The sequence below is a fragment of the Robiginitalea insularis genome, from assembly GCF_052497835.1.
The window spans coordinates 2,358,460-2,383,102 of record NZ_CP199296.1 but is presented as its reverse complement, the minus strand read 5'-3'; the positions used below and the strand labels follow the sequence as shown (position 1 = coordinate 2,383,102).

The window sequence follows — 24,643 nt, the reverse complement described above, 5'->3', positions numbered from 1 at the left end:
AACAATGTAGATCATTAACCAACTCTCATTTAGAGAGTTAAAAACACTGTATTATGAAATCGATTATTTTCACAAATTACACAAAATATTTGCTTTTCGGAATAGTCCTTAGCCTTGGAATAAACCTGCAGGCACAGGAAGAAGAAAGCCCGAGTCCATTTACCTTATCCGGAAGTGTTGATGCCTATTTCAGGACAACTTTTACTGATGCCGGAGCAGCTACAACAGCAACACCAACCTCTTTTGCGAACCAAACTGGTTTTGCATTGGGTATGGCCAACCTCATCGGTACTTATGAAGCCGGTTCAACCGGTGTAGTAGTTGATTTAGTATTTGGCCCCAGGGGTACAGAAGCCACATTTGAAAATGACGTTTTAAACGGAATAATCAATCAGGCTTATGCCTACTGGAATGTCTCTGAAAATACTACGCTTACCATTGGCCGTTTCAATACCTGGGTAGGTTATGAGGTAATTTCACCAGCGGCAAACTTCAACTATAGCGTTTCTTACTTATTCTCCAACGGGCCTTTCTCCCATTTAGGGGTAAAAGCAGATTTTACTTTATCCGATGACATTAGCCTCATGCTGGCGGTAACCAATCCCTGGGACACAAATGACATTAGCGCTAGCGGAGAGTATGCTCTTGGTGGGCAGTTAGGAGCTTATGGGCAGTACCTGAACCTGTATTATGACAGCGGGTCGAATGGTGGTTTGGGCTTTGAGATTGATTACACCGGAGGATTTGACCTCACTGAAGACTTCTTTATGGGTATCAATGCTGCTTACAACAATAATTCCGAAACAGATCTCGGATTTTATGGCGCAGCGCTGTACCCCCAATATAAAACTTCAGATGATTTTGCCGTTGGATTACGAGGTGAATACTTTGCCTTTACAGCCGACGGACTTGATGATGTCCCTGTTTTTGGACTGACATTAACCGGAAGTTTTACAAAGGAGAACTTAATTATCAAGCCTGAAATAAGGTTGGATAGTTTTATGGATGACAATGAACCGTTCCTGGATAGTGATGGCCTTGCCACAAACAACCTGTCATCTTTCCTGATTGCAGCCATCTACTCCTTTTAGCATAAGCCTGACCACTTTAAGTTTAGTTTAATTTGAGCGAAGCTCCGGCCTTTTTGGCCGGGGCTTTTCGTTTAGGGCTTAAAATCCCGCAAGCCTGCCCTGACTGGGATCGGCAAATGGTTTACTCTGGGTACCAGCGGACAGGAATACTTAGGGTTGTAGACGCAGTAGGGGTTATAGGCCCGGTTAAAGTCCAGCAGGATGGAATCCCCTTCCGGGACCCGCAGGTCCAGGTAGCGTCCGCCGCCATACGTGGTCTCTCCATTGGTCTGATCGGTAAAGGGCAGAAAGAGGTAGTCTTCAAAACCCTGCTCCTGCATCAGCTCGGGGCTCTGATAAACCTCCAGGGTGAAGGGCTGTCCCTGAAGTTCAAAATACAGGGTTCCGAATTTGCGTTCCACTGCCCTACGGTCGGTGGTTGTGGGCATGTCAAAAGGCAGGGCCGAAGGGCTTCGCTCCAGCCGGGCCCATACCCTGAAGCTGGTATCCGGGCTATAAAAGTCCAGCCCCTCAAAATTCTTGCGGTAGCGGTCTGGCAAAGGAGAGGTTTCCGGGTCCCGGAAAGAGGCATTGGTTTCTTCCTGAAAAGCCAGGATTCCGCGAAGAACACTGTCTTTTTGATCTGTGAGCAGAGCCGGGGCCTGGTCGTGATAGCGCTTGGCTTCCCTGCAACCGAATAAAACACTGCCCGCCGCCAGACAGAACGCCAATAAAACCTTAACCTGGAATTTCATATTTCCATCATTCAATGAATCAAACGGATTGGCAGCTTATCCTGCCCCTGCAAAAATAACAATTCCAAGGTGGAATAATTTGTAACTTGATCCTATGAGATTTTTTAAGCAATATGTTTCGTTTAGGTGTTTACTGCTGGGCAGTTGCCTTTTGATAGCCGCTTGTCGGGAACAAGCCACAAACAAGGTTGAAAGCGTATCTTTCAGCTTCCCTGACAGCCCCCACTACAAGGTGGGATTCCTGATTATGGACGGGGTATATAACACAGAACTTACCGCCCCTTATGATATTTTTCAGCACACCGTCTTCCGGGAAGGGATAACCCCCATGATCCCCTTTACACTGGCAAAGGAGAGCGGGCCCGTCCGCACTTTTGAAGGCATTAAAATTTTGCCGGACTTTGTTTATGGATCCGGCAACTGGCCGGAGATTGACATCCTGGTCGTTCCCAGTGCCGAACACCATCTGGATACGGACTTGCAGGACAGTACCATGATCCGCTTTGTACAGGAGGCTGCCAAAAACGCGCGCTTTGTAACTTCCCATTGTGACGGGGCCTTTGTACTGGCACAGGCAGGTTTACTGGATGAGGTAGTCAGTACTACGTTTCCTGCAGATGTGGATACTTACCGGCAGCGGTTCCCGCAGCTGCAGGTGGCTGATTCAGTTTGGTTTGTGCACGATGGGAAATTCATTACCTCTGCCGGGGGAGCCCGGAGTTTTGAAGCGGCCCTCTACCTCTGTGAGTTGCTTTACGGGGAGGCCATAGCGAAGGATCTGGCCAAAGGCCTGGTGATAGACTGGGACCTGAAAAGTGTCCCGCACATGCTTATTCCCTAGTCGTAACGCGCATCTTCCAGATATTTGGAAACCAGTTCGTTGAATTCCGGACTGATCCTGAGCAGGGCGGTATGTTCCAGCTCGTATAGTTTTTGTTTATCCGTGAAACCTTTTTTGAGGGCCTCTTCCAGGTAAAAAAGGGCTGTCCCGTAATCTTCGTATTTTGAGGTAAGGGAAACTACTCTTAAATAAGCTTCAAAATCCGTAGACTCCGTAATGGTTTTTAACATGTAAAGCAGGATCAGTGAGTCGTCGTCTATCGGTTCCTGTGCGTTGTGAAAGCGGATATATTCGTTAATAAGGGTGTTCACATAATCCTGGAGGCGTTCCCCCATGCGTTTCTCGGCCAGTTTTTCACTATCCTTGAATTTGCTCAGAACCCCCATCTGGTAATTCCACCAGCCCAGGTTATTCAGGTTAAACCGTTCCAGGTCTTCTTCCAGGTAATAGAGATAATCTTCCCGCATCAGCGATTCCTTTAGCTGCAGGCTACTGGCCTCCCTGCGCTGGGATTTATAGGCTGACATTTTACGAACCCTTTTCTTGCGCGTCCATAGCGGTTCCTCTATTTCAAAAAGCCTGTAAATATTAATCCCCTCCTCTATCTGTTCCATGGCGGTAATCAGGTCACCAGTGGCAATAAGCTGATCAATGTATTCGAGATAGTCATCAAACCGGGACTGTACATAAGCTAAATCCAGGGGGATTTGTTTCTTGGCCATTCCGGTGAGTGTAAAGAACTGCAGCGCTTTGTTGATGTGAACGGGGGCTGGCCACTGATGCCCGCCGTTAAAATATTGCACAAAAAAAGGGAAGTACATTTTACGGAGCTGCACTTTATCCGAGGCCAGGCCTACATATCTCGAGTCGGTCAGCCCTATCAACAAAGCGATAGGGTATGGCGCTTTGGAATCCATAAATTGCGTATTGGGAAGCAAGGAAGCAACCGCCAGACTGCCTTTGAATTTTTTAAGCATAGAGGGCAAAAGGACAGCCAGCTGCCCGCCCTCCCCAAAACCCCCGGCAATAATCCGCTGGTTATCCAGGGGAAAGATTCCGTTTATATAAGAAATGGTATTGTTTATATCCAATATTTTGTCAGTAAGGGTAGCGGAATCCTGCAGGTTTTTGGAAGCGGCCAGGATATAACCGTTTTTATTGGCCAGCTCAGCCAGATACCGCATACTGAGCAGGGATTTATCTTCCTCATCACAAATAAAGAGCAATGGCCAGCTTTGCTGCTGGTTAAAAGACTCCGGAAGAAACAGCCTAATTTGAGTGGCGACGGAATCCTGAAACGGCAGGGAATCCATCACTATTCCTTTTTTTAGAGCAACTTCCTGTGCGCCGGCAGAGGAAACCCAGATCAGGGTCAGAAAGAAGAGCAGGTAAATTTTTTTCATATGCAATTCCCTTCAAAAATCCCGCCAAAAATTAAATTTCCGGGCAGAACACATTCGGGGTTCGATTTTGTATTCTAATTTAAACATTATTCAGCTTCCCATGGCAAACCTTCCTGAACTTCCCTTTGGCTGGGTTGTTTTCTCAGGATTTCCGGATTTGTCTAATGGGGGCATCTGTTATTACCTCAGACAGTATAATATGTGTTCGGGTTTCCCCATATTGGATAAGCTGGTCTATAAACTGCTCCAGGTGATGCTGGTCCTTGAGCACCACTTCCATGATAATATTTTCGTTTCCGGTGATCCTGTAACAATTGAGCACCTCATCAAAGCTCTTTACTTTTTCCAGGAAGGGTTTAAGTTTACCCACGAATGCCCTTAAGGTAATCATCGCTTTGAGCTGGTACCCGGCCCGGGTATGCGAAACCATTGTACGGTATCCTTCTATATACCCCAGGTCCTCCATCCTTTTTACGCGTTCAGCCACGGCAGGAGGCGTAAGGCCGATAGCCCTTCCGATCCCGGCCAGGGAGGCCCGGGCATTTACCTGCAAGGCCTTCAGGATACTCCAATGCAAGTGATCTAGCTTAAATTCCAAAGCAATTTACGTTTAAAACCTTATAATGTAAGGTAAGATAGTATTTTAAGTTTAATTTCTAAATATAAATTTAGACAGAATGCGGTAATTTTATATAAAATTGAGAAAAAGAAATGTCCTACAAGCGGATACATAAGCTTCCTGTTTACCGGAAAGCAGTTGCCCTGCGCACCCTCAGCCGGGAAATTGCCTCTTTTGTGAGCTACAATAAGAACCTGCTTACCCTGGCACAATCACACAGCCACAGGGACCATATTGCCGATGCCATCCTCACGGATGCTATCCTTATTCCACAACAGATTGCAAAAGCAGAAAGCGCTAATTCCCTGGCCATTCGCCAGCGCAGCATTGATTTCATCAACGTGATGATCCGCAACCTGGGCTCCTATTGTACCGGATTGGAGAAAGACGGGGTTCGGGAAAAAGAATACCTGGATTTACTTCGCGGAGAGGTTAAAAGTTTCCGGCAGTCCTTTAAAAAATGGCGTAAGGGGCTCAGCATCTGACTTAGGTTAGAAATAAGACCCACTTAAGGCCTACATATTACGTCTGTATTGTCCGCCTACCTCAAAAAGGGCCTTGGTAATCTGCCCCAGGGAACAATATTTACAAACTTCCATCAGCACTTCGAACATATTTTCATTGGCAACGGCAGCCGCCTTAAGCCGGCTTAGGGATTCCGCTGCACGGCCTCCGTATTGTTTGTGCACCCTTTGCAGGGTGTCTATCTGTGCCTTTTTTTCTTCTTCGGTAGCCCTGATGACCTCCGCAGGTAAAATGGTTGGGGAGCCTTTGGAGTTCAGGAAGGTATTGACACCGATAATAGGGTATTCCCCTGAGTGTTTCAGGGTTTCGTAGTGCAGGCTTTCATCCTGTATACGTGCCCGCTGGTACATGGTTTCCATAGCACCCAGTACCCCTCCCCTCTCGGTGATGCGGTCAAACTCGGCAAGCACGGCCTCTTCCACCAGGTCGGTTAACTCTTCAATTATAAAAGAACCCTGTAAGGGGTTCTCATTCTTTGCCAGCCCCAATTCTTTGTTAATAATCAATTGTATAGCCACTGCCCGCCTTACCGACTCTTCGGTTGGGGTGGTAATCGCCTCATCATAGGCGTTGGTATGCAGGGAATTGCAATTGTCGTAAATGGCGTACAAGGCCTGCAGGGTAGTTCGGATATCATTAAAATCGATTTCCTGTGCATGCAGGCTGCGGCCTGAAGTCTGAATATGGTATTTGAGCATTTGCGCCCGGGGGTCTGCTCCGTATTTTTCTTTCATGGCCTTGGCCCATATCCTTCGGGCCACCCTTCCGATTACAGCGTATTCCGGGTCTATCCCGTTGCTGAAAAAGAAGGAAAGGTTGGGGCCGAACTTATTGATATCCATCCCCCGGCTCAGGTAATATTCCACATAGGTAAAGCCATTGGAAAGGGTAAAGGCCAACTGAGTAATGGGGTTGGCTCCCGCCTCGGCTATGTGGTAGCCGGAAATGGATACCGAATAGAAGTTGCGCACCTGCTGCTCGATGAAATACTCCTGTACATCCCCCATCAGCCGCAGTGCGAATTCTGTTGAGAAAATACAGGTATTCTGCGCCTGGTCTTCTTTGAGGATATCTGCCTGTACCGTTCCCCTGACCTGCCGGAGGGTCTCTGCCTTTATTTTATTGTAAATAGCTTCGGGCAATACCTGGTCTCCGCTTACGCCCAGCAGCATCAGGCCCAGACCGTTGTTCCCTTCCGGGATTTCTCCCTTGTAAGTCGGTTTTTCAATTCCCTGTTCCCTGAACAGGCCTTCGATTTTTTCCTGCACCTCTGCCTGTAAGCCTTCTTTGAGAATATATTTCTCGCAGTTCTGGTCTATGGCCGCGTTCAGGAAAAAACCCAGCAGCATGGGGGCAGGACCATTGATGGTCATACTGACGGAGGTTTTCGGGTCGCTGAGGTCAAAACCGCTGTATAATTTTTTGGCGTCATCCAGACAACAGATGGATACCCCAGCATTCCCGATTTTTCCGTAAATGTCCGGACGATGGCCCGGATCGTGACCGTAAAGGGTTACCGAATCGAAGGCTGTGGAAAGCCGCTTGGCAGGCATATCCAGGCTGAGGTAGTGGAACCGCCTGTTGGTGCGTTCCGGCCCGCCTTCCCCTGCAAACATGCGGGTAGGGTCCTCCCCTGTCCGCTTAAAGGGATACAGGCCTGCTGTATAGGGGAACCGCCCCGGTACATTTTCCTGTAAGCTCCAGCGCAGAATGTCTCCCCAGCTCCTATATCTCGGCAAGACAACTTTGGGAATCTGCAGGTGGGAAAGGGATTCCGTATGGGTGTCGATCCGCACCTCTTTCCCCCTGACCTGAAAGCTGTAAACTGCTTCTGAATACTGGTCCTTAAGGGCATCCCATTGCAACAACAGGTCCCAGTAATGCGGGTTCAGGTTTTTGCGTTCTGCCTCAAAAGCCTTTAGAAGGGTTTGCAACACCTTTTCATCTGAATTCCCCGTTTTGTCAAGCAGGTTTTTGCCATCAAGGCCTGAACTGCTCAGGTATTTTTTACCCGCTTCTGCGTCCTGCCCGGAAAGGTTCAGGATAGCCAAATAATAACCATAGAGCTTTTCTGCAATGCGGGCCTGTTGTTCCGCCTGTGCATCATAGGCCCGGTTGTTTTCCGAAATTTCAGAAAGGTAACGGGTCCTGGCCGGAGGGATGATAAAAATCTTCTCGGAATCCCCGGAGACTTCCATTGTAGCGCTATCGGCCCAATCCAGACCTTTCTCTCCAAGGGCCTGCATAATTGCTGAATACAGACGGTTCATTCCCGGGTCATTAAACTGGGAAGCGATAGTCCCGTAAACGGGTAAATCTTCCGGGTCGGCCTCCCAAATACCGTGGTTGCGCTGGTATTGCTTCTTAACATCCCTCAGGGCATCGGCAGCCCCCCTCTTATCGAATTTGTTGATGGCCACCAGGTCTGCAAAGTCCAGCATATCGATTTTCTCAAGCTGCGTGGCGGCCCCGAACTCCGGGGTCATTACATAGAGGGACAGGTCTGAATGTTCCAGGATCTCCGTATCCGATTGCCCGATCCCTGAGGTTTCCAGGATAATCAGGTCAAAGCCGGAGGCCTGTAAAACCGAAACCGCCTCCTTTACATGCTTTGAAAGGGCGAGGTTAGACTGGCGGGTAGCCAGGGAACGCATATAGACATTTGGGTGGTGTATGGCATTCATCCGGATACGGTCTCCCAGCAGAGCCCCTCCCGTTTTGCGTTTGGACGGATCTACCGAGATAATCCCCAGACGGCGCTGCGGAAAATCGTTCAGAAACCGTCGTACCAGCTCATCTACCAGGCTGCTTTTTCCGGCCCCTCCGGTACCGGTGATCCCCAGCACAGGTGCGGTTTTTTTAGGTTTTGGAAAGTGAGGCTGAAGCTCGCTGAATGCGTCGTGCCGGTTTTCCGCCAGGCTGATGAGCCGGGCAAGGGTTGGCGCGTTTTTATCCTTCATCTGCTCAGCCAGCTTATCAGGCTCTGAAATAGGAATGTCTGCCACTGCATAATCGGCACTGGCCACCAGGTCATTGATCATTCCCTGAAGTCCCAACTCCCTGCCATCATCAGGCGAGTAAATTCGGGTAATGCCGTAATCCATCAGCTCCTCGATTTCTGAAGGAAGGATCACTCCGCCTCCGCCACCGAAAATCTGTATGTGCCCTGCCCCTTTTTCCTGCAGCAGGTCGTGCATGTATTTGAAATATTCATTGTGCCCGCCCTGATAAGAAGTCATCGCAATGGCGTTGGCATCTTCCTGAATAGCGCAGTCTACCACCTCAGCTACCGAACGGTCGTGCCCAAGGTGTATTACCTCTACCCCCGTAGCCTGTATTATCCGCCTCATGATATTGATTGCAGCATCGTGCCCGTCAAACAGGGAAGCGGCCGTTACAATTCGTATTTTATGCTGGGGCTTGTAAGGAGGTTTGGCTTTCATAGAAAGAGGAACAACTAAAAATCTATATTAAAATAATAAAAGTCTTATTTAGCGAAAATGAAAAAAACAGGTCTCTCCATTTAGAATTCAACAAAAATACAAAGGTATTTCCCATTTCTATTCCTAATCCCGTAATTTTAAACTAAAATAATAGGGTGGTTGTTACACTTTTAATGCACTGCCGGGATCAGCCCGGGATAATCAGCGAGGTTACGGGTTTTATACACGGTTGTAAAGGCAATATTATCTATCTGGACCAGCACGTAGAGCCACAGATAGGTATCTTCTTTATGCGGCTGGAGGCACAGCTGACCTTCGAATCCGGAAGAGGGCCTTTTTTGTCGGATTTTGAAAGTGAGATCGGAAAACGGTTTTCCATGTCCTGGGATGCTTTTTTTGAAGACAGCCTGCCCAACATGGCTCTTTTTGTCAGCAAATACAACCACTGCCTCTATGACCTGCTAAGCCGGTATGAGGCCGGAGAATTAAAAGCCCATATCCCCTTTATCCTGAGCAATCACCCGGATTGCGAACTTATCGCCAGGCAGTTTGACATCCCTTATTACCACGTACCTTTCTCAAAGGAGCAACGCGAAGCCGCAGAAGCCCGGCAACTTGAGATCCTCAGGGATCACAAGGTAGATTGCATTGTGCTGGCGCGTTATATGCAGATAATTGGTCCTGAACTCATCGGGGCTTATCCCAATCGGATTATCAACATTCATCACTCATTTCTGCCGGCATTTGCAGGAGCCAGACCTTATCACGCGGCCTTTGAACGCGGGGTAAAGATCATTGGGGCCACCTCGCACTATGTTACGGAAGAGCTGGATGCCGGGCCTATTATCGCACAGGATGTTATACCCGTATCACACAGCCACCGGGTAACCGATTTGATTGAAAGGGGAAAAGACCTGGAAAAAATTGTCCTTGCCCGGGCCGTACAACTGCACCTTAAACGCAAAACCCGCGTTTATGGAAATAAAACCATCATTTTTAACTGAGTCTGCAGTGCTTGGGAAGTTTCCAACCCATTATTCTGAAAAAAGATTGACTGGCTTCATACTAAAGCCTTGAATAATAACGTTATAAGTAGAACGAGGGCATTTTCATCAAACCGCTCATAAGAGTGGCTGAAAAAAATTATTTGAGTTAGTATTTTTTGAGTTAGTTAGTTTTAAAACCCCTGATCCGGCAAGATCAGGGGTTTTTTTGTTGCCTTTTGCAAGCCTCTTATTCCTTTTTGCGGTACAGCCCGTCAAAGACTACCTGAACTGCTTTTCCATCCTGCAGGAGCTCCCATAGTTGCCTGACGCTTCCGTCTTGGTTAAGGGTCCAGATAATGCGGTTAACAGATGATACTCCCTGGGCATTCAGAAAGGGTTCCGAGGAGAGGATCATCTGATCACCCTGCCTGTTGCCGCGCAGTTTTAAAACATTTCCCGAGCTATCCACCCACAATTGCTCCCACAGACCAACGGCTGCATTGTAGAAATTCAGGCTGGTACCGGTAAAGCCCTGGGCAGCACTGCTCCAGAATTCCTGTAAGACGCAGCCGTTTTGAGACCTTTCAATGCGATTGGTACCGGCAGGTTGTCCATTAGCCAATGTCACCTCCCACTGCCCTATCCAGAAATCAAAAGCCCTGTGGTTTTCTGTGCAACAGGGACAGGCAGGTGTTTCAGGCGGTTGCTGGGCACTTGCGAAGATGCTGCCAATGACGAAAAGCAGAGCCGCTGCGCTATTTTTTTTCATAATCAGTTGCTTTCCTTAAAGATAGGAAAACCTGCCCGCCTGACAGGTCAAAATAGACTCCCCGTTGCAAGGAGGCTCAAAACAAGCCTCTGAAAAAAGGAAGCTTTTTAAGAAGGAATAATGAAAATGTTAATAAATAGACAAATTACCTGATTATTAGTTAAATAGACAGTGTCTGCAACATCCGTGAGCGTATTTTCAACGTATATTTGTAAAAAGCCTAGTCTATGGAAAAGCAACATTGCAAAGTTGGCGCGCGGAACCCCATCCCCGGCGGCGACCAGGCTATCAGAAGCCTGCAGTTACAACAACAATTTTTTATCAGAAAAGCCCAGGAAGCTTCCGGGGCCAACCGGCAACTCATGGATTTTTTCGAAGCAAAAGCGCGAAAGATAGAGCGGATGCTGGCTGAGATTGCCTAAGCCCCCCCTTTTTCCAGGATTTTTGCCATTTGGGTTTGCAGACCCCTGGCTTTTTGTGCCGCTTTTTCAGCGAAGTCCCGTTCACCGGAGGCGTAAATAATACCCCGGGAGGAATTGATAAGCAGGCCTATATTCTCATTTAAACCATACTTGCACACCTCCTCCAGGCTTCCTCCCTGTGCCCCCACCCCGGGGATCAGTAAAAAAGCATCAGGGATGATCTTGCGAATGTCTCTGAGATATTCTGCCTTGGTGGCCCCTACCACATACATCAATCGTTCCGAGTGCCGGTAGTTACTTGCCGTTTTCAGCACCTGCTCGAACAAGCGGGCCCCGGCATCTTCCCGGGTCTGAAAATCAAAAGCTCCAGGATTGGAGGTCAGCCCCAGCAGTATTGTGTATTTCCCGTCGAATTCCAAAAAGGGCTCCACCGAATCACGTCCCATATAGGGCGCAACGGTTAGCGCATCAAAATCCATGGTCTCAAAGAATGCCTTGGCATAGCGGGTGGAAGTATTTCCGATATCCCCCCTTTTGGCATCGGCAATTGTAAAAATTTCTGGGTGCTTTTCATTGAGGTAGGCGATGGTTTTTTCAAGGGAGCGCCAACCTTCAGAGCCATAGGCCTCGTAAAATGCGGTATTGGGCTTATAGGCCACACAAAGATGGTGGGTAGCATCAATAATGGCCTTGTTAAAAGCGAAAAGCGGATCGGGTTGTTCCCGCAGAAATGCGGGGATTTTATCCAGGTCCGTATCCAGGCCAATACACAGGAATGACTTTTTGGACCGTATTTGTTGTTCGAGTTCTTGAGGGGTCATGTATGGTTAAAAAATCTCGGAGGCCTCCTTTAGTTTTTCGGTGTTTTCCACCAGCATCAACTCGTCTATGATTTTCTGAATATCCCCATTGATGATATTCTGAAGATCGTACAGAGTCAGGCCAATGCGGTGGTCGGTTACCCGGCCCTGTGGATAATTATAGGTGCGGATCTTGGCAGAGCGGTCTCCGCTGCTCACCTGGGAATTTCGCTTGGCGGCATCGGCTTCCTGCTTTTTGGCCAGCTCCATATCGTAAAGGCGGGAACGGAGTACCTTAAAGGCCTTATCCTTGTTTTTGTGCTGTGATTTCTCATCCTGGCACTGGGCCACAATCCCCGTGGGGACGTGGGTAAGCCGGACAGCGGAATAGGTGGTATTTACAGACTGCCCTCCCGGCCCGGAAGAACAGAAATAATCGATACGGACATCCTTGGGATCTATCTGCACATCGAATTCCTCCGCTTCGGGCAAAACCATGACGGTAGCGGCACTGGTATGTACGCGCCCCTGTGTTTCGGTCTGCGGCACGCGTTGCACCCGATGTACCCCGGCTTCGAATTTCAGGGTCCCGTAAACATCTTCCCCGCTTACCTCGAAATGTATCTCCTTGAAGCCTCCGCTGGTACCCTCGCTCAAATCGATCACGTTGGTCTTCCAGCCTTTGGATTCGCAATATTTGGTATACATCCTGAAAAGGTCCCCGGCAAAAATACTGGCCTCATCACCCCCGGTTCCGGCGCGGATTTCCATAACCACATCCTTGGCATCTTCCGGGTCCTTGGGGATCAGCATCAATTTGATCTCCTCCTCAAGGGCCGGCAGGGCCTCCCGTGCTTCCTCCAGCTGCATTTTAGCCATTTCGACCATTTCAGCATCACTGCCATCAGCGAGGATTTCCTCAGCTTCGGCAATACGGTTCTGCAGTTGAATATACGTCTCCCGTTTATCCATGAGCTGACGCAGGTCTTTGTACTCCTTGTTGAGCTGTACATAGCGTTTCTGGTCGGCTAGAATATCGGGCTGTATGATCAGGTCGGATACCTCGTCAAAACGTTGTTTTACGATATTTAATTTATCGAGCATATAGGGATGAATTCCCTGCGAAGGTACAATTTTTTTATGCGGAAATCCAGCTCCTGCCAGGCAGAAAAAAGTAGGTGCACGAGGGGGCTACCCCCTGAAACGGAAGGTGTATACAGAACCGGAAGCAGCTTCGGTCTTATTCGAAGATACGCAGAATGTCCCCATTGAGGGAAGTCTGGAAAATCTTCAGCGGGTTCTGGGTGATGGCATTTAGCGGGGTGCCGTTCTGATCGAACTGAGACCCGTGCACAGAACACTGGAAGATCCCGCCCTGGCTTTGCACAAAACGAACCTGATCGTACCCCTCATGGCTGCAGATCTGGCTGGCTGCCACAAAATTTCCTTCCAGGTTTCTTACCACTACAACGTCATTGCGGAGGATGAAATCACCGTTATTTTGCAGTGCCATCCCATCCGGACCACTGAGGTCCACAGTAAAATCGATACCTGTGGGGATGGGCTGTCCTCCCCCATCACCATCCTTGGAACAGCCCTGAACACAGGGAAATGTCAGGGCAAAAGCGGCTCCTGCCCCCAGGGTTCTTAAAAAAGCTTTCCTTTCCATATTGAATCTTTTTAGCAGAGCAATGTGCTCTTACCCAAAACGCAGAAGCCCAAAAAATCGTATGCCTTAATAGTTAAAGTCGCCGTATGGCCCGGAAATACTCAATTTTTTGGAAGGGGCGGCTTCCACCCGGCCCACGATTCGGGCCTCTATATTAAAGGATGTTGCCAGCTCGATAACGGATTGGGCCAGTTCCTGTGGTAGGTAGATCTCCAGGCGGTGGCCACAATTGAAAACCTGGTACATTTCCCGCCAGGAAGTCCCGGACTGCTGTTGTATCAGTTTAAACAAAGGAGGCACAGGGAACAAATTATCTTTGATAACATGCAGGCCTTCAATGAAATGGAGGATTTTGGTCTGAGCCCCGCCACTGCAATGTATCATCCCGTGAATTTGTTCGGGGCTGTACATATCCAGCAGTTTCCGAACCACAGGGGCATACGTCCGGGTGGGTGAAAGCACCAGTTTCCCGGCATCCAGCGGGGCGTCCGGTACGGAATCCAAAAGGGAAGTACTGCCGGAATACACAAGGTCCGATGGGATGTCCGGATCATAGCTTTCCGGGTATTTTTCAGCCAGGTAGGAGGAGAAAACATCGTGGCGTGCGGAGGTAAGCCCGTTGCTGCCCATCCCCCCGTTATAAGAGTCTTCATAGGTTGCCTGCCCGAATGACGCCAACCCGACAATAACATCCCCTGCCTGTATGCGGCTGTTGTCAATGACCTTTTCACGACGGATCCGGGCTGTAACCGTGGAGTCAACAATAATGGTCCGGACCAGGTCTCCCACATCGGCCGTTTCCCCACCTGTACTGTGTATATTTACTCCCCATTTCCGCAGATCGGTAAGCAGTTCTTCCGTTCCCTGGATGATTGCTGCAATTACCTCCCCGGGAATCTTGTTCTTGTTCCGCCCAATGGTAGAACTCAGCATAATATTATCAGTGACCCCAACACACAAAAGGTCATCCAGGTTCATTACCAGGGCATCCTGGGCTATCCCTTTCCAGACAGAAAGGTCTCCCGTTTCCTTCCAGTACATATAGGCAAGTGAAGATTTTGTGCCTGCACCATCTGCATGCATAACAATGCAATAGGCATCGTCTCCGCCCAGGTAATCGGGCACGATTTTGCAGAAAGCTTTAGGGAACAGGCCCTTATCCACATTTGCTATAGCCTTGTGAACATCTTCCTTGGTGGCTGAGACGCCCCTTTGCTGATATCTTTCGGATGCATTGCTGCCCATGTTTTACTTTTAGGATCTGTCACAAAAATAGGGGAAAGCCACGGAAATACCCCTGAATTTCCCTTTCAGATCGGGAGATTTTTTACCTACTTTATAAACAGCAGGTCTCTGTACTTTGCCAGCGGCCAGCATTCATCGGACAAGAGGCGCTCCAAACGGTCTGCATGGTATCGTATCTCCCCGAAATAAGGAAGTACGGACTCGCAGTAGCGCACGGCCTTTTCCTCCACCTTCTGTGTGGCGTTGGCAACTTTGCGCGCCTCCGTCATGGCATCGGTTTTCTCTTTGAGTTGCTGCAGGTGTTCTGCACAGGCCTCCAGGATGTTAAGCTGGGCCGCTGCCAGCTTTTTATGGGCTGCCCCATATACCTCCTTCAGGCCGTGAATATTCTGCAGGAGGCTGTTCTGGTATGAAATGCAGGCCGGTATTATTTTATTATAGACCAACTCACTGAGGACCCTCCCTTCGATCTGAGTCTGCAGGATGTAGGTTTCCAGTTCCACCTCTTTGCGTGCCCGCACTTCTTTCTCCGTAAGAACCCCCATATTTTTGAAGAGTTCAAGCGATGATTCCTGAGTTAGTATCTCCAGCGCAGCCGGGGTATTTTTATTATTACTCAGCTTTCTCCGGGCCGCTTCAGCTTCCCACTGCCCGCTATATCCATCCCCGTCAAAACGAATGCGCTTGCTGGCCTTTATATATTCCCTGAGCACGTTGAAGATGGCTTCATCCTTTTTTAGTTTCTTTTTGCGTATCAGCGTATCCACCTCAGATTTAAAGGCAATCAGCTGGCTGGCCACAATAGTATTCAGGACCGTCATCGGTTTGGCACAATTGGTCCTGGAACCCACCCCCCGCATCTCAAATTTATTTCCGGTAAAGGCAAAGGGCGAGGTACGGTTGCGATCTGTATTATCGAGCAGGATTTCCGGTATTTTTCCGACCACGTTGAGCTTGAGCTCGGTTTTCTCCTCCGGTGACAGTTTTCCCTGGGAGACCCCTTCCAATTCATCCAATACTTCTGACAGCTGTTTTCCCACGAAAATGGAAATAATGGCCGGGGGAGCTTCATTGGCACCCAGGCGGTGATCATTGCTGGCAGAGGCTATAGAGGAGCGCAGCAGTTCTTCATATTTATCCACAGCCATGATGGTGTTGACAAAAAAGGTCAGGAACTGCAGGTTTTTCATAGGGGTAGACCCCGGACTCAGCAGGTTGGAACCGGTATCGGTACTCAGCGACCAGTTATTGTGTTTCCCTGAACCATTGATGCCTGCAAAGGGTTTTTCATGAAATAGCACCATCAATCCATTGCGGTCAGCCACCTTATCCATCACATCCATCAGCAGCAGGTTATGGTCTACGGCCAGGTTGGCTTCTTCAAAAACAGGGGCCAGCTCAAACTGGTTGGGAGCCACTTCGTTGTGTCGGGTTTTTACCGGGATTCCCAGCAGCATGCATTCCCCTTCCAGATCCTTCATAAATCGGAAGGCTCTTGCCGGGATTACGCCAAAATAATGATCGTCCAGTTGCTGTCCTTTGGCTGAGGCCTGTCCGATCAGGGTCCGGCCGGACATCAGGATATCGGGCCGGGTTCGCGCCACTGCCTTGTCGATCAGGAAATATTCCTGTTCCCAGCCCAGGGTGGCGATTACCTTGTTTACGTTCTTGTCGAAATACCGGGCTACAGCAGTAGCTGCCTCATCAACGGCATGCAATGCGCGCAGTAACGGCGCCTTGTTATCAAGTGCCTCCCCTGTGTAGGAGACAAATATAGTCGGGATACAAAGTGTGCTCCCATATATAAAGGCCGGAGAGGTAGGATCCCAGGCCGTGTACCCCCTGGCTTCAAAGGTATTGCGAATCCCCCCGCTGGGGAAACTGGAAGCATCCGGCTCTTGTTGCACCAATTGATTGCCTCCGAATTTCTCGATAGCCCGACCATCGGGGAGCAGGTCAAAAAAGGCATCGTGCTTTTCTGCAGTTGCCCCGGTAAGGGGCTGAAACCAGTGTGTATAATGGGTGGCCCCCATGGAAATGGCCCATGCCTTCATGGCCTCGGCAACCTGATCGGCAATTTTGCGGTCAATCTTGGAGCCAGCATATATGGCTCCTTTTACACTTTTGAAGGCATCCTGAGTGAGGTACTGTTGCATCCTGTCTTCATTAAAGACGTGCTTTGCAAAGATCTCTGAGCGCCTTGTATAAGAGGCTTCAGAAGGGTTTTGCAGTTGTGGATTACCGGATGATAGGGTCATATTGATAAGGTTATTATTTGTTTGGATATAAAGTGGGCGGTAAAATTAAACAATTCGCATAATTATTATAAATTATTCAATTAATGATAATATACCCCTTAAAAAAAGGGGGTGTTAATAAATATGTCTTTATTTTTGAAAATTTACCCCCAAAATATTACGCATCGCTATCTAAAAATCATATTTTTGACGCTCGTAAAAATAAACTATTTTAAACTTTGGAATTATGAGCAAAGCGAAATTAGAGTATATCTGGTTGGACGGATACACCCCCACGGCGAACCTCAGAAGTAAAACCAAGATTGAAGACAATTTCAGCGGGAAGCTGGAAGACTGTCCGATCTGGTCTTTTGACGGTAGTTCAACCAAGCAAGCCGAAGGAGGTTCTTCGGACTGCTTGCTGAAGCCTGTAGCCATTTACCCGGATCCGGGAAGAGAAAATGGATACCTGGTTATGACCGAAGTTCTCAATGCAGATGGTACCGCTCACGAAACCAACTCAAGGGCTACTATCGATGGAGATGCTGATAACGACTTTTGGTTCGGTTTCGAGCAGGAGTATTTTATAATGGATACCCACACCCAATTACCCCTCGGTTTTCCGGTAGGTGGATACCCCGGGCCACAGGGAATGTATTATTGTTCCGTTGGCGGGCGTAACACCCACGGAAGGGAACTGGTGGAAAGGCATGCAGATTACTGCCTGGAGGCCGGCCTGAACTTCGAAGGGATTAACCAGGAAGTGGCCTGTGGCCAATGGGAATTCCAGATCTTCGCAAAAGGAGCTAAAAATGCCGGAGACCAGGTATGGGTTGCCCGCTACCTGCTGGACCGCCTGACTGAAGACTACGGTTATTATATCGAGTACCATCCAAAACCTGTTAAGGGAGACTGGAACGGTAGTGGAATGCATGCTAACTTCTCCAATACATTACTGAGAACCTGTGGTTCTAAAGAGGTATATGAGCGGGTATGCGAGGCCTTCAGACCTGTAACCAAAGAGCATATCTCTGTATATGGAGAATATAACGATCAGAGGCTGACCGGCTTGCACGAAACCGCCTCAATCAATGACTTTAGCTATGGTGTATCGGACCGCGGCGCTTCTATCCGTATCCCGATTTTGACTGTTGAAAAAGGATGGAAAGGATGGCTGGAAGACCGGCGCCCCGCTTCCAACGCAGACCCTTATAAGGTTGCAGCACGTATTATCACTACGGTACAAAGTGCAGATATTCAAGTGGAGGCTTAATTACCAAGCCCTTTTGAAATAAGAAAGCCCTGCAGCAATGCGGGGCTTTTTCTATTAATTAAAGGTGGTATACAGGAAAATACCGTAAACCAGGAGCAGAACCAGGCCATCCCTCCAGTTCAAGCGCAGCCCCCTGGGCAGGAATACCAGGGGAAGGATCAGGAAGGCTATTCCCAGCATCCACAAGACATCGTGATGCAACAGCGCTTCATCAACAATGCGGATAGGCTGCAGCAGGACGGTAATCCCCAAAACTGCCAGCAAGTTAAAGATATTGGACCCAATCAGGTTCCCGACAGAAATAGCCCGTTCTTTTTTCAACATAGCGACAACGGATGCCGCCAGTTCCGGGATACTGGTCCCTACCGATACTATTGTTATCCCTATGATCCGGTCTGAGACACCCAAATCACCGGCCAGGCCAACGGCCCCGTTTACCAGGAACTCAGACCCCGCCCAGAGAGCCACCCCTCCAATCCCCAGGAACATTGCCGTTTTATAAAGGGGTAATATTGTAAAAAATTCGGGGGTTTCCTGAACCACTGCAGGTTTTTGAAAGCGCAATAAATAAAGCAGGAATAAAAACAACAACCCAAGCATGATCAAGCTTTCGTGCCGCTGCAATTCCAGATCAAAGAAGATAAAGAAGAAGAATACTCCGGAGGCAACCATGAGCATAGGCCAGTCTGTAAAGTAAAAGCTTTTCCGAACCTCAACACTCCCCAAAAGCAGGGTGATTGCCAGGACCAGCCCAAGGTTGGCAATATTGGAGCCCACCACATTGCCCAGGGCCAGGTCAGGAAATCCGTCCATGGCAGCCTGAATACTAACGATTAGCTCAGGGGCAGATGTTGCCAGGGACACCACTGTCATCCCGATTACTATTTTGGGGATGCTCAGTCTCAGGGAGAGATCCACAGCTGCTTTTAAGAGCCAGTTTCCTCCGGCAACAAGCAGGAACAAACCAATTGCAACCAGCAAGCTGTCTATGATCATTTATTGTTGGTTATTTCTATGGTTGGTTATTTCTGCAAATGTAGCATTCCTGATGAGATATGGAAGACTGCTGAAGGGCTAATTGAATTCACTAATTTTATAGTTTTTTAACTATTTTTTTAGTTGTCTAACTATTTTTTTAGTTATGTTTGTTCCAAAGTAATTCGTAGATGCAAAAACTCACCAACAAGGAAGAGGAGGTAATGCAACTCCTCTGGAAACTCGAAAAAGCCTTTGTAAGGGAACTCCTGGATGCTTTCCCGGGAACGCCAAAACCACATTATAACACCCTTTCTACCATGGTACGGAACCTGGAAGAAAAGGGGTTTGTGGGGCATGAGGCTTTTGGCAACACCCACCGTTATTTCCCTGTGATCAGCAAAGAGCAGTACCGGCGAAAGTATATTGGGGAAACGGTAGCCGATTATTTTGACCACAATTATAAGAACCTCGTTTCCTTCTTTGCAAAAGAGGAAAAGATCTCAGTAGAGGAGTTAAAGGAAATCATCAACCTCATCGAAAAAAAATCATAGATAGATGGAAGCACTTGGCTGGTATTTATTGAAAGCATCCGTGGTTTTAGGCCTTTTTCTGGGTTTTTACCACCTCTTACTTAAGCGGGAAACACTTTTCAGGCTTAACCGGGTATTCCTGCTGAGCGGCCTGGGCACTGCACTGGTCTTGCCGCTGATTACCATAAAAAAAGAAATCATCATCCCGGCCGGGATCAATCAGGCAGAAGTCTCGCCAATTACGGCCCAACAGACCCTTGCTGGAAATGGTTTTGCCTGGGAAGGCTTGCTGACAACTGCCTACGGTATTGGCCTGTTTTGCTGCGCGATTATGCTGCTTTGGCAATTGCTGAAAATCTACAGACTAATACGTTCCCAGCAAGGGGTACGCCAACAGGGCTTTGTTTATATCGCTACCCGTAACACTACCGCCCCTTTTTCCTTTTTCCGCTATATTTTTTACAATCCGGACCAACACGATGAAAAGGAACTGGAATTGATACTGGAGCACGAACGGGCACATGCCGGGCAATACCATTCCGTGGACATCCTTTTCGGGCGGCTCTTAACCATGGTCTTATGGTTGAACCCCTTGAGCTGGCTATATCAGAAAAGCATACAACAAAACCTGGAGTATCTGGCAGATGCGGAGGCCATCCGGAAGGTTTCCTCTATCAAACAATACCAGTATACCTTATTAAAGGTATCCGGCAATCAGTTAACCCCCAGTCTGGTTAACACCTTTTACAGTTCATTAATCAAAAAACGAATAGTCATGTTACATCAAAATCAAAGCAAAACCATTCACGCATTCAAACACTTGTTGATCCTGCCATTGCTGGCGGTATTCCTGATGGCCTTTAATACGGAAAAAGTATATGTATTGGAGACCTCCCCGGACCTGCTCGAAAATGTGAACGAAAAAGTGATTGAGTTTACCATTTCAAAAAACAGCACGGAAGAAGACCTTCAAAAAATGAAGGCGGACCTGGCCAAGGATAAAATTGATTTGTCCTACACCACCGTCCGGAATGATGCAAGGGAGATTATCGACATCTCCATACAAATCAGTGGCGAAGCCGAAAACGGAAGCACCTTTAGCGGGTCTTATAATGCCGATTCTGACGAACCCATCAAGCCCATCATTATACGGATTGACAGCAAAGGCAGCATGTTTATCGGAAATGCCGAAAGCAGTGGCAGCAGTATGAAACATTTCGGACATTCCAAAAATGCAACAGTCTGGGTAGATGGTTCTGGAAATAAGACTACAAAAACCATTGAAATCAAATCCGAAAACGGAAAGGATATGATCTGGGTTGACGGGGAAGAAGTGGATATTCAGGAAATAAAGGAAAACGCCGACGGGAATGTTTTTGTGATCAAAAAGGAAATCTCCACAGACGGGGAAGATGGCGAACACAAAGTCCACAGGATTAAATTGCGTGAAACGGATGCAGACAATAATATCATGATCCTCTCTGAAGATGATGCCGGCCTGCACCTGGAGGAAGGAGCGGATGGCAAAAAGAAAATTCAAGTCCGGGTAAAAAAAGACGGAGATGAACAGGATGTGGAAACCATCATCATCATCACTAACTCAGACGATGCAAGCCAGCACAAGGGACAAAGCCATGTTCGGATGATGAGTGATTCGAAAGCGCTGATCTACATAGACGGCAAAAAAGCTTCCCGAAAAGAAATGAACCAACTGGACCCCTCCGAAATCAAAACCATTAATGTATGGAAAGGGGATAAAGCTACAGAGAAATACGGCAAAAAAGCCAAAGAGGGGGTAATCGAAATAACAACCAAAAAAGGCAACTAACCGGCAGCATTTAAACAAGCTGTTGCAAACCGGGAAACCAGGCCTTATGCGGCCTGGTTTTTTGTTTAAAAAAATGAAAAGGCCCAAAAAAGTGTAAAAACAGCTCGTTTTTCCTCTAGGAAATCCGAAACAGGCCCAAAAAGCCTCTAGAAATATTACACTTTTCTAATTAAAATACTGATATATCTTAATTAATGTAACCTTATCCTAGAGTTAGGTATTACATATTTAAATCATATTAATTTTTATACTTACATACCCGCAGGCAGTTGCATTAATTTATACCGTTTTTTTTGGAAGATATACCCTTCCGCAGATATCTTTCAACTTCGATTTTTTACAAAACACTGATTACAACCATTAAATTACAATTGACATGATCGCTTTGGCAAAATACATTCTCTACTTTTTACTGACTATCCTGGTGGTATTTCTATAGGGAAGGACTGCGAACATATTGGTCTCATTTTGCTGAACTACTTTTAGTGGCTTTTGCCGGAAATGGTATCTTTACACCATGCAAAAAGCACTATTTAAGGCACTGGCAAAACTCAATAAATGGGTTTTACCCTCCCTAACCAAAAGGAACAAAGACCTCGCAAAAGCTTCAAAGCTGGAGCTTGCCCTTATTGGCTGGCGCTACTACGTGACTACCCGTGCCCTTGACTAGTATTGGATCAGGGAACGATACGGGATTCCGGGCAATTTATCAGAACCGTTCAGAAAGGTAAGTTCAATCAGGAAGTTACACTGTACCACTTCCCCCCCCAGGGAACGTACCAAATCGCAAATGGCCCGTGCCGTCCCTCCTGTGGCAAGCACATCGTCGTGAACCAGGACTTTATCTCCGGGGCTAATGCTCTCGGCATGGATTTCCAGGGTATCCGCCCCGTATTCCAGGGCATACTCCTGTTTGCGGGTCTGACGTGGCAGTTTCCCGGGTTTCCGCGCCGGAATAAACCCCGCCTGCAAACGAGCCGCCAGTAAGGGAGCAAAAAAGAATCCGCGGCTTTCAATTCCTACTACCTTGTCTATATGCAGCCCATCCGTAAAATAAAGCAGGGCCTCCCCTGCCTTTTGGAAAGCAACAGGATCTTCAAGTAATGGAGTTATATCTTTGAAAACAATACCCTTAGAAGGGAAATCAGGCACTTCCCGAATATAGTTTTTAAAATTCATGTATTTAGCCTAGGAGTTATTTTGCCCTAAATGTAAAAAGAAATATATTTGCATCCCTTTTTAAGGGAATTACACAACGGCCACGTGGCGCAACTGAATAGCGCATCTGATTACGGCTCAGAAGGTTCCAGGTTTGAATCCTGGCGTGGTCACTTAAGAATGAAAAGCTCGCCCCGCAAGGCGGGCTTTTTCTTTTCGAACGAGGCGCAAGCTTGCTTGCAGGCCGAAGTAAGGAAAGAAAAAGTAACCCAGCACGCTGGGAGCTTTTCATTTAGACTACGGGATTGCCAGGAAAACCGACCCCGAAGCAGAGCAAAGCTCGCTTCGGGGGAAGGTAATCCTGTTTCGGCAGTTTGCAGTCGCAGTTGGCTAGGTACTTTGTTTTGTATTTGCAGCAGGGACCGCCCTCAGGATCACGAGCGTAGCGAGTACTCCTGACAATAAATCAAATTCCAAATCCCAAATTCCAACAATTAAGGCGGTGCAGGGTTTGCATTTTTAGGTGGGAGTAGCCAGGAAAACCGACCCCGAAGCAGAGCAAAGCTCGCTTCGGGGGAAGGTAATCCTGTTTCGGCAGTTTGCAGTCGCAGTTGGCTAGGTACTTTGTTTTGTATTTGCAGCAGGGACCGCCCTCAGGATCACGAGCGTAGCGAGTACTCCTGACAATAAATCAAATTCCAAATCCCAAATTCCAACAATTAAGGTGGTGCAGGGTTTGCATTTTCAGGTGGGAACATCGGCAGAATCAGCAGAATTCAATTGTTAAATAGTGTCCCTACTATTGATTGAGTCTCAAGTCAATTATGGCACCTTGTAACAAACCTTGCTTTGACTCGTCGACTTCCCAAACATAACTCAATTAATATTTCATCATGAAAAAAGCAACCCTGTTCACTTTACTCATTTTCCCTCTTTTTCTGCTCTCGCAGACTGAGAAAAACTCCAAAAAAATCCTGATGGTCGTAAGCAGCTACGGCAAAGATTTAGGGGAGACACGGCCGGGATACGAATTTGATGAGTTCTCACAGGCCTACCTGATATTTAAGCAAAATAGTCTGGACATAGATGTGGCCAGTCCGAAGGGAGGAAAAGTTGAAGCAGACCAATTCAATGAAGAAAAGACATACAACCAGGCTGTACTCCAGGACCAGAACGTTTTGAATTTATTGGACAATACCATTTCAACATCAGCAGTGGATCCTTCGGCCTACGATGCCATTTATGTTGTCGGAGGCAAAGGCGCCATGTTCGATTTGCCTTTCGACCCTTCCCTACAGGACATCATATTGGCTTTATATCGCAGGGAAGGCACTGTAATTTCATCGGTATGCCACGGCCCGGCCGCTTTTGTTAATATCAAGGATGGTGACAATTTCATAATCAATGACATTGAGGTTACCGGGTTTTGCAATGTTGAGGAAGAGCTCTTTGGTAAAAAATGGGTGAAAGAATTCCCGTTTAAACTGGAAGATAAATTAGAAGCAAGGGGAGCAGTTTTCAGCCAGGCTGATTTTATGCTTTCCAATGTAGCCGTATCGGGTAAATTCATAACCGGCCAAAACCCTTTTTCCACAACAAGGTCTGCCGAAGAAGTGGTGAAAGCCCTGGGTATTGAACCGGTGGAGAGAACCCTTTATAAAGATGAAAAGAGTATTTACCTCATTCAGGATATTCTGGACAACAAGAAATCAATTACATGGGCAGAACAGGAACTGGCAAGGAACAACGAGTCCTATGACATGGCATTAATGGCTGTTTGGGGGTACTACAAAATACTGGCCTCCAAGGAAGACCAGAAGGAATTGATGAAGGGCATTGCTATGGTGGAACTGAGCTCGCCCTATTTTTTTAATGAAAACCTTCAAATGGCCCTGGCCCAGACCTATAGTTCTTTAGGTGAAAATCAAAAAGCGGAAAAAATATTGGAAGACCTTATTGCCAAAGACCTATTAAAGGAAAAGGCTGAAACCCTTCTCAATGAGCTGAAACAAAGCCGTTAAAAGGTAAGGCTATCGCTCCTTTAATCGGATAAAAGAAGGTTTAGCATAGGACAAAGAACCGCAAGGGTGGT

22 protein-coding genes and 1 tRNA gene are annotated in these 24,643 nt (G+C 47.6%); 11 read left to right on the top strand and 12 right to left on the bottom strand.

Going from position 1 to position 24,643, the window contains the following annotated elements:
- The first annotated feature begins 53 nt into the window (after window positions 1–53).
- Window positions 54–1,091, top strand: a complete 1,038-nt coding sequence (locus ACT6NV_RS10715; protein ID WP_445384446.1) for an outer membrane beta-barrel protein — start codon at window positions 54–56, stop codon at window positions 1,089–1,091.
- A 71-nt stretch (window positions 1,092–1,162) separates the two neighbouring features.
- Here ACT6NV_RS10715 and ACT6NV_RS10710 read toward each other — a convergent pair whose 3' ends face one another.
- The gene (locus tag ACT6NV_RS10710) at window positions 1,163–1,825 is read right to left on the bottom strand and encodes a DUF1684 domain-containing protein (protein WP_445384445.1); all 663 of its coding nucleotides are present in this window, start codon (window positions 1,823–1,825) and stop codon (window positions 1,163–1,165) included.
- A gap of 94 nt (window positions 1,826–1,919) precedes the next feature.
- Here ACT6NV_RS10710 and ACT6NV_RS10705 point away from each other — a divergent pair, with 94 nt between their 5' ends.
- Entirely contained in the window at window positions 1,920–2,666 is a 747-nt protein-coding gene (locus tag ACT6NV_RS10705; protein WP_445384444.1) for a DJ-1/PfpI family protein, read from the top strand.
- Here ACT6NV_RS10705 and ACT6NV_RS10700 read toward each other — a convergent pair.
- Together ACT6NV_RS10700 and ACT6NV_RS10695 are read right to left on the bottom strand one after the other, a co-directional pair.
- On the bottom strand, window positions 2,663–4,069 hold the full coding sequence (locus ACT6NV_RS10700; protein ID WP_445384443.1) for an alpha/beta hydrolase: 1,407 nt from the start codon (window positions 4,067–4,069) through the stop codon (window positions 2,663–2,665). The genes ACT6NV_RS10705 and ACT6NV_RS10700 overlap by 4 nt on opposite strands.
- A gap of 142 nt (window positions 4,070–4,211) precedes the next feature.
- Window positions 4,212–4,667: an Lrp/AsnC family transcriptional regulator gene (locus ACT6NV_RS10695; RefSeq protein ID WP_445384442.1), complete on the bottom strand. Its 456-nt coding sequence runs from the start codon at window positions 4,665–4,667 to the stop codon at window positions 4,212–4,214.
- Between the two features lie 113 nt (window positions 4,668–4,780).
- On the opposite strand from ACT6NV_RS10695, the gene ACT6NV_RS10690 reads away from it, so the two are divergent.
- Window positions 4,781–5,173 carry a hypothetical protein gene (locus ACT6NV_RS10690; RefSeq protein WP_445384441.1) on the top strand — a complete coding sequence of 131 codons (393 nt, stop codon included), beginning with the start codon at window positions 4,781–4,783 and terminating at the stop codon, window positions 5,171–5,173.
- Between the two features lie 30 nt (window positions 5,174–5,203).
- Here the strand turns inward: ACT6NV_RS10690 and ACT6NV_RS10685 are convergent, their stop codons facing one another.
- Window positions 5,204–8,656 carry a methylmalonyl-CoA mutase family protein gene (locus ACT6NV_RS10685; protein WP_445384440.1) on the bottom strand — a complete coding sequence of 1,151 codons (3,453 nt, stop codon included), beginning with the start codon at window positions 8,654–8,656 and terminating at the stop codon, window positions 5,204–5,206.
- 155 nt (window positions 8,657–8,811) lie between these two features.
- On the opposite strand from ACT6NV_RS10685, the gene purU reads away from it, so the two are divergent.
- Window positions 8,812–9,660 carry a formyltetrahydrofolate deformylase gene (gene purU / locus ACT6NV_RS10680; RefSeq protein ID WP_445384439.1) on the top strand — a complete coding sequence of 283 codons (849 nt, stop codon included), beginning with the start codon at window positions 8,812–8,814 and terminating at the stop codon, window positions 9,658–9,660.
- 229 nt (window positions 9,661–9,889) lie between these two features.
- Here purU and ACT6NV_RS10675 read toward each other — a convergent pair whose 3' ends face one another.
- Window positions 9,890–10,411, bottom strand: a complete 522-nt coding sequence (locus tag ACT6NV_RS10675) for a hypothetical protein (RefSeq protein WP_445384438.1) — start codon at window positions 10,409–10,411, stop codon at window positions 9,890–9,892.
- Between the two features lie 227 nt (window positions 10,412–10,638).
- Here ACT6NV_RS10675 and ACT6NV_RS10670 point away from each other — a divergent pair, with 227 nt between their 5' ends.
- Window positions 10,639–10,833: a hypothetical protein gene (locus ACT6NV_RS10670; RefSeq protein ID WP_445384437.1), complete on the top strand. Its 195-nt coding sequence runs from the start codon at window positions 10,639–10,641 to the stop codon at window positions 10,831–10,833.
- On the opposite strand, the gene pyrF is transcribed toward ACT6NV_RS10670, so the two are convergent.
- The 5 genes from pyrF to ACT6NV_RS10645 all read right to left on the bottom strand — a co-directional run bounded on the left by pyrF (window position 10,830) and on the right by ACT6NV_RS10645 (window position 16,805).
- On the bottom strand, window positions 10,830–11,654 hold the full coding sequence (pyrF, locus tag ACT6NV_RS10665; protein WP_445384436.1) for an orotidine-5'-phosphate decarboxylase: 825 nt from the start codon (window positions 11,652–11,654) through the stop codon (window positions 10,830–10,832). The genes ACT6NV_RS10670 and pyrF overlap by 4 nt on opposite strands.
- A gap of 6 nt (window positions 11,655–11,660) precedes the next feature.
- Window positions 11,661–12,737, bottom strand: a complete 1,077-nt coding sequence (gene prfA / locus ACT6NV_RS10660; RefSeq protein ID WP_445384435.1) for a peptide chain release factor 1 — start codon at window positions 12,735–12,737, stop codon at window positions 11,661–11,663.
- Between the two features lie 136 nt (window positions 12,738–12,873).
- Window positions 12,874–13,302, bottom strand: coding sequence for a QcrA and Rieske domain-containing protein (locus ACT6NV_RS10655; RefSeq protein ID WP_445384434.1), 429 nt, complete (start codon window positions 13,300–13,302; stop codon window positions 12,874–12,876).
- Between the two features lie 66 nt (window positions 13,303–13,368).
- Complete coding sequence (locus ACT6NV_RS10650) at window positions 13,369–14,547, bottom strand: AIR synthase related protein (protein ID WP_445384433.1); 1,179 nt, start codon at window positions 14,545–14,547, stop codon at window positions 13,369–13,371.
- Window positions 14,548–14,633: 86 nt separating this feature from the next.
- Window positions 14,634–16,805 (bottom strand): glutamine synthetase III family protein, encoded by a 2,172-nt coding sequence (locus ACT6NV_RS10645; protein ID WP_445384432.1) that lies wholly within the window; start codon window positions 16,803–16,805, stop codon window positions 14,634–14,636.
- Between the two features lie 226 nt (window positions 16,806–17,031).
- Here ACT6NV_RS10645 and ACT6NV_RS10640 point away from each other — a divergent pair, with 226 nt between their 5' ends.
- The gene (locus tag ACT6NV_RS10640; RefSeq protein WP_445384431.1) at window positions 17,032–18,057 is read left to right on the top strand and encodes a glutamine synthetase beta-grasp domain-containing protein; all 1,026 of its coding nucleotides are present in this window, start codon (window positions 17,032–17,034) and stop codon (window positions 18,055–18,057) included.
- A gap of 54 nt (window positions 18,058–18,111) precedes the next feature.
- Here the strand turns inward: ACT6NV_RS10640 and ACT6NV_RS10635 are convergent, their stop codons facing one another.
- Window positions 18,112–19,053, bottom strand: a complete 942-nt coding sequence (locus ACT6NV_RS10635) for a calcium/sodium antiporter (protein ID WP_445384430.1) — start codon at window positions 19,051–19,053, stop codon at window positions 18,112–18,114.
- Window positions 19,054–19,223: 170 nt separating this feature from the next.
- Here ACT6NV_RS10635 and ACT6NV_RS10630 point away from each other — a divergent pair, with 170 nt between their 5' ends.
- The 3 genes from ACT6NV_RS10630 (at window position 19,224) to ACT6NV_RS10620 (ending at window position 22,063) form a co-directional block, all read left to right on the top strand.
- Window positions 19,224–19,586: a BlaI/MecI/CopY family transcriptional regulator gene (locus tag ACT6NV_RS10630; protein WP_445384429.1), complete on the top strand. Its 363-nt coding sequence runs from the start codon at window positions 19,224–19,226 to the stop codon at window positions 19,584–19,586.
- Between the two features lie 4 nt (window positions 19,587–19,590).
- The gene (locus tag ACT6NV_RS10625) at window positions 19,591–21,393 is read left to right on the top strand and encodes a M56 family metallopeptidase (RefSeq protein WP_445384428.1); all 1,803 of its coding nucleotides are present in this window, start codon (window positions 19,591–19,593) and stop codon (window positions 21,391–21,393) included.
- Window positions 21,394–21,910: 517 nt separating this feature from the next.
- Window positions 21,911–22,063 carry an SsrA-binding protein gene (locus ACT6NV_RS10620; RefSeq protein ID WP_445384427.1) on the top strand — a complete coding sequence of 51 codons (153 nt, stop codon included), beginning with the start codon at window positions 21,911–21,913 and terminating at the stop codon, window positions 22,061–22,063.
- On the opposite strand, the gene ACT6NV_RS10615 is transcribed toward ACT6NV_RS10620, so the two are convergent.
- A complete protein-coding gene (locus ACT6NV_RS10615) occupies window positions 22,060–22,572 on the bottom strand; it encodes an adenine phosphoribosyltransferase (RefSeq protein ID WP_445384426.1) in 513 nt (170 codons plus the stop codon). The two genes, ACT6NV_RS10620 and ACT6NV_RS10615, sit on opposite strands and share 4 nt — an antisense overlap.
- Window positions 22,573–22,650: 78 nt before the next feature.
- Here ACT6NV_RS10615 and ACT6NV_RS10610 point away from each other — a divergent pair.
- Together ACT6NV_RS10610 and ACT6NV_RS10605 are read left to right on the top strand one after the other, a co-directional pair.
- Window positions 22,651–22,724 (top strand) — tRNA-Arg (locus tag ACT6NV_RS10610).
- Window positions 22,725–23,444: 720 nt separating this feature from the next.
- Window positions 23,445–24,572 (top strand): type 1 glutamine amidotransferase domain-containing protein, encoded by a 1,128-nt coding sequence (locus ACT6NV_RS10605; protein ID WP_445384425.1) that lies wholly within the window; start codon window positions 23,445–23,447, stop codon window positions 24,570–24,572.
- Window positions 24,573–24,643: the final 71 nt, after the last annotated feature.

Bases quoted from the DNA above. Each gene is read 5' to 3' on its own strand.
- ACT6NV_RS10605 (WP_445384425.1), top strand. From the start codon at position 23,445: ATGAAAAAAGCAACCCTGTTCACTTTACTCATTTTCCCTCTTTTTCTG.
- ACT6NV_RS10620 (WP_445384427.1), top strand. From the start codon at position 21,911: ATGCAAAAAGCACTATTTAAGGCACTGGCAAAACTCAATAAATGGGTT.
- ACT6NV_RS10640 (WP_445384431.1), top strand. From the start codon at position 17,032: ATGAGCAAAGCGAAATTAGAGTATATCTGGTTGGACGGATACACCCCC.
- ACT6NV_RS10615 (WP_445384426.1), bottom strand. From the start codon at position 22,572: ATGAATTTTAAAAACTATATTCGGGAAGTGCCTGATTTCCCTTCTAAG.
- ACT6NV_RS10670 (WP_445384437.1), top strand. From the start codon at position 10,639: ATGGAAAAGCAACATTGCAAAGTTGGCGCGCGGAACCCCATCCCCGGC.
- ACT6NV_RS10685 (WP_445384440.1), bottom strand. From the start codon at position 8,656: ATGAAAGCCAAACCTCCTTACAAGCCCCAGCATAAAATACGAATTGTA.
- ACT6NV_RS10650 (WP_445384433.1), bottom strand. From the start codon at position 14,547: ATGGGCAGCAATGCATCCGAAAGATATCAGCAAAGGGGCGTCTCAGCC.
- ACT6NV_RS10710 (WP_445384445.1), bottom strand. From the start codon at position 1,825: ATGAAATTCCAGGTTAAGGTTTTATTGGCGTTCTGTCTGGCGGCGGGC.
- ACT6NV_RS10630 (WP_445384429.1), top strand. From the start codon at position 19,224: ATGCAAAAACTCACCAACAAGGAAGAGGAGGTAATGCAACTCCTCTGG.
- prfA (WP_445384435.1), bottom strand. From the start codon at position 12,737: ATGCTCGATAAATTAAATATCGTAAAACAACGTTTTGACGAGGTATCC.
- pyrF (WP_445384436.1), bottom strand. From the start codon at position 11,654: ATGACCCCTCAAGAACTCGAACAACAAATACGGTCCAAAAAGTCATTC.
- ACT6NV_RS10715 (WP_445384446.1), top strand. From the start codon at position 54: ATGAAATCGATTATTTTCACAAATTACACAAAATATTTGCTTTTCGGA.
- ACT6NV_RS10625 (WP_445384428.1), top strand. From the start codon at position 19,591: ATGGAAGCACTTGGCTGGTATTTATTGAAAGCATCCGTGGTTTTAGGC.
- ACT6NV_RS10645 (WP_445384432.1), bottom strand. From the start codon at position 16,805: ATGACCCTATCATCCGGTAATCCACAACTGCAAAACCCTTCTGAAGCC.
- ACT6NV_RS10705 (WP_445384444.1), top strand. From the start codon at position 1,920: ATGAGATTTTTTAAGCAATATGTTTCGTTTAGGTGTTTACTGCTGGGC.
- ACT6NV_RS10700 (WP_445384443.1), bottom strand. From the start codon at position 4,069: ATGAAAAAAATTTACCTGCTCTTCTTTCTGACCCTGATCTGGGTTTCC.
- ACT6NV_RS10675 (WP_445384438.1), bottom strand. From the start codon at position 10,411: ATGAAAAAAAATAGCGCAGCGGCTCTGCTTTTCGTCATTGGCAGCATC.
- ACT6NV_RS10635 (WP_445384430.1), bottom strand. From the start codon at position 19,053: ATGATCATAGACAGCTTGCTGGTTGCAATTGGTTTGTTCCTGCTTGTT.
- ACT6NV_RS10655 (WP_445384434.1), bottom strand. From the start codon at position 13,302: ATGGAAAGGAAAGCTTTTTTAAGAACCCTGGGGGCAGGAGCCGCTTTT.
- ACT6NV_RS10690 (WP_445384441.1), top strand. From the start codon at position 4,781: ATGTCCTACAAGCGGATACATAAGCTTCCTGTTTACCGGAAAGCAGTT.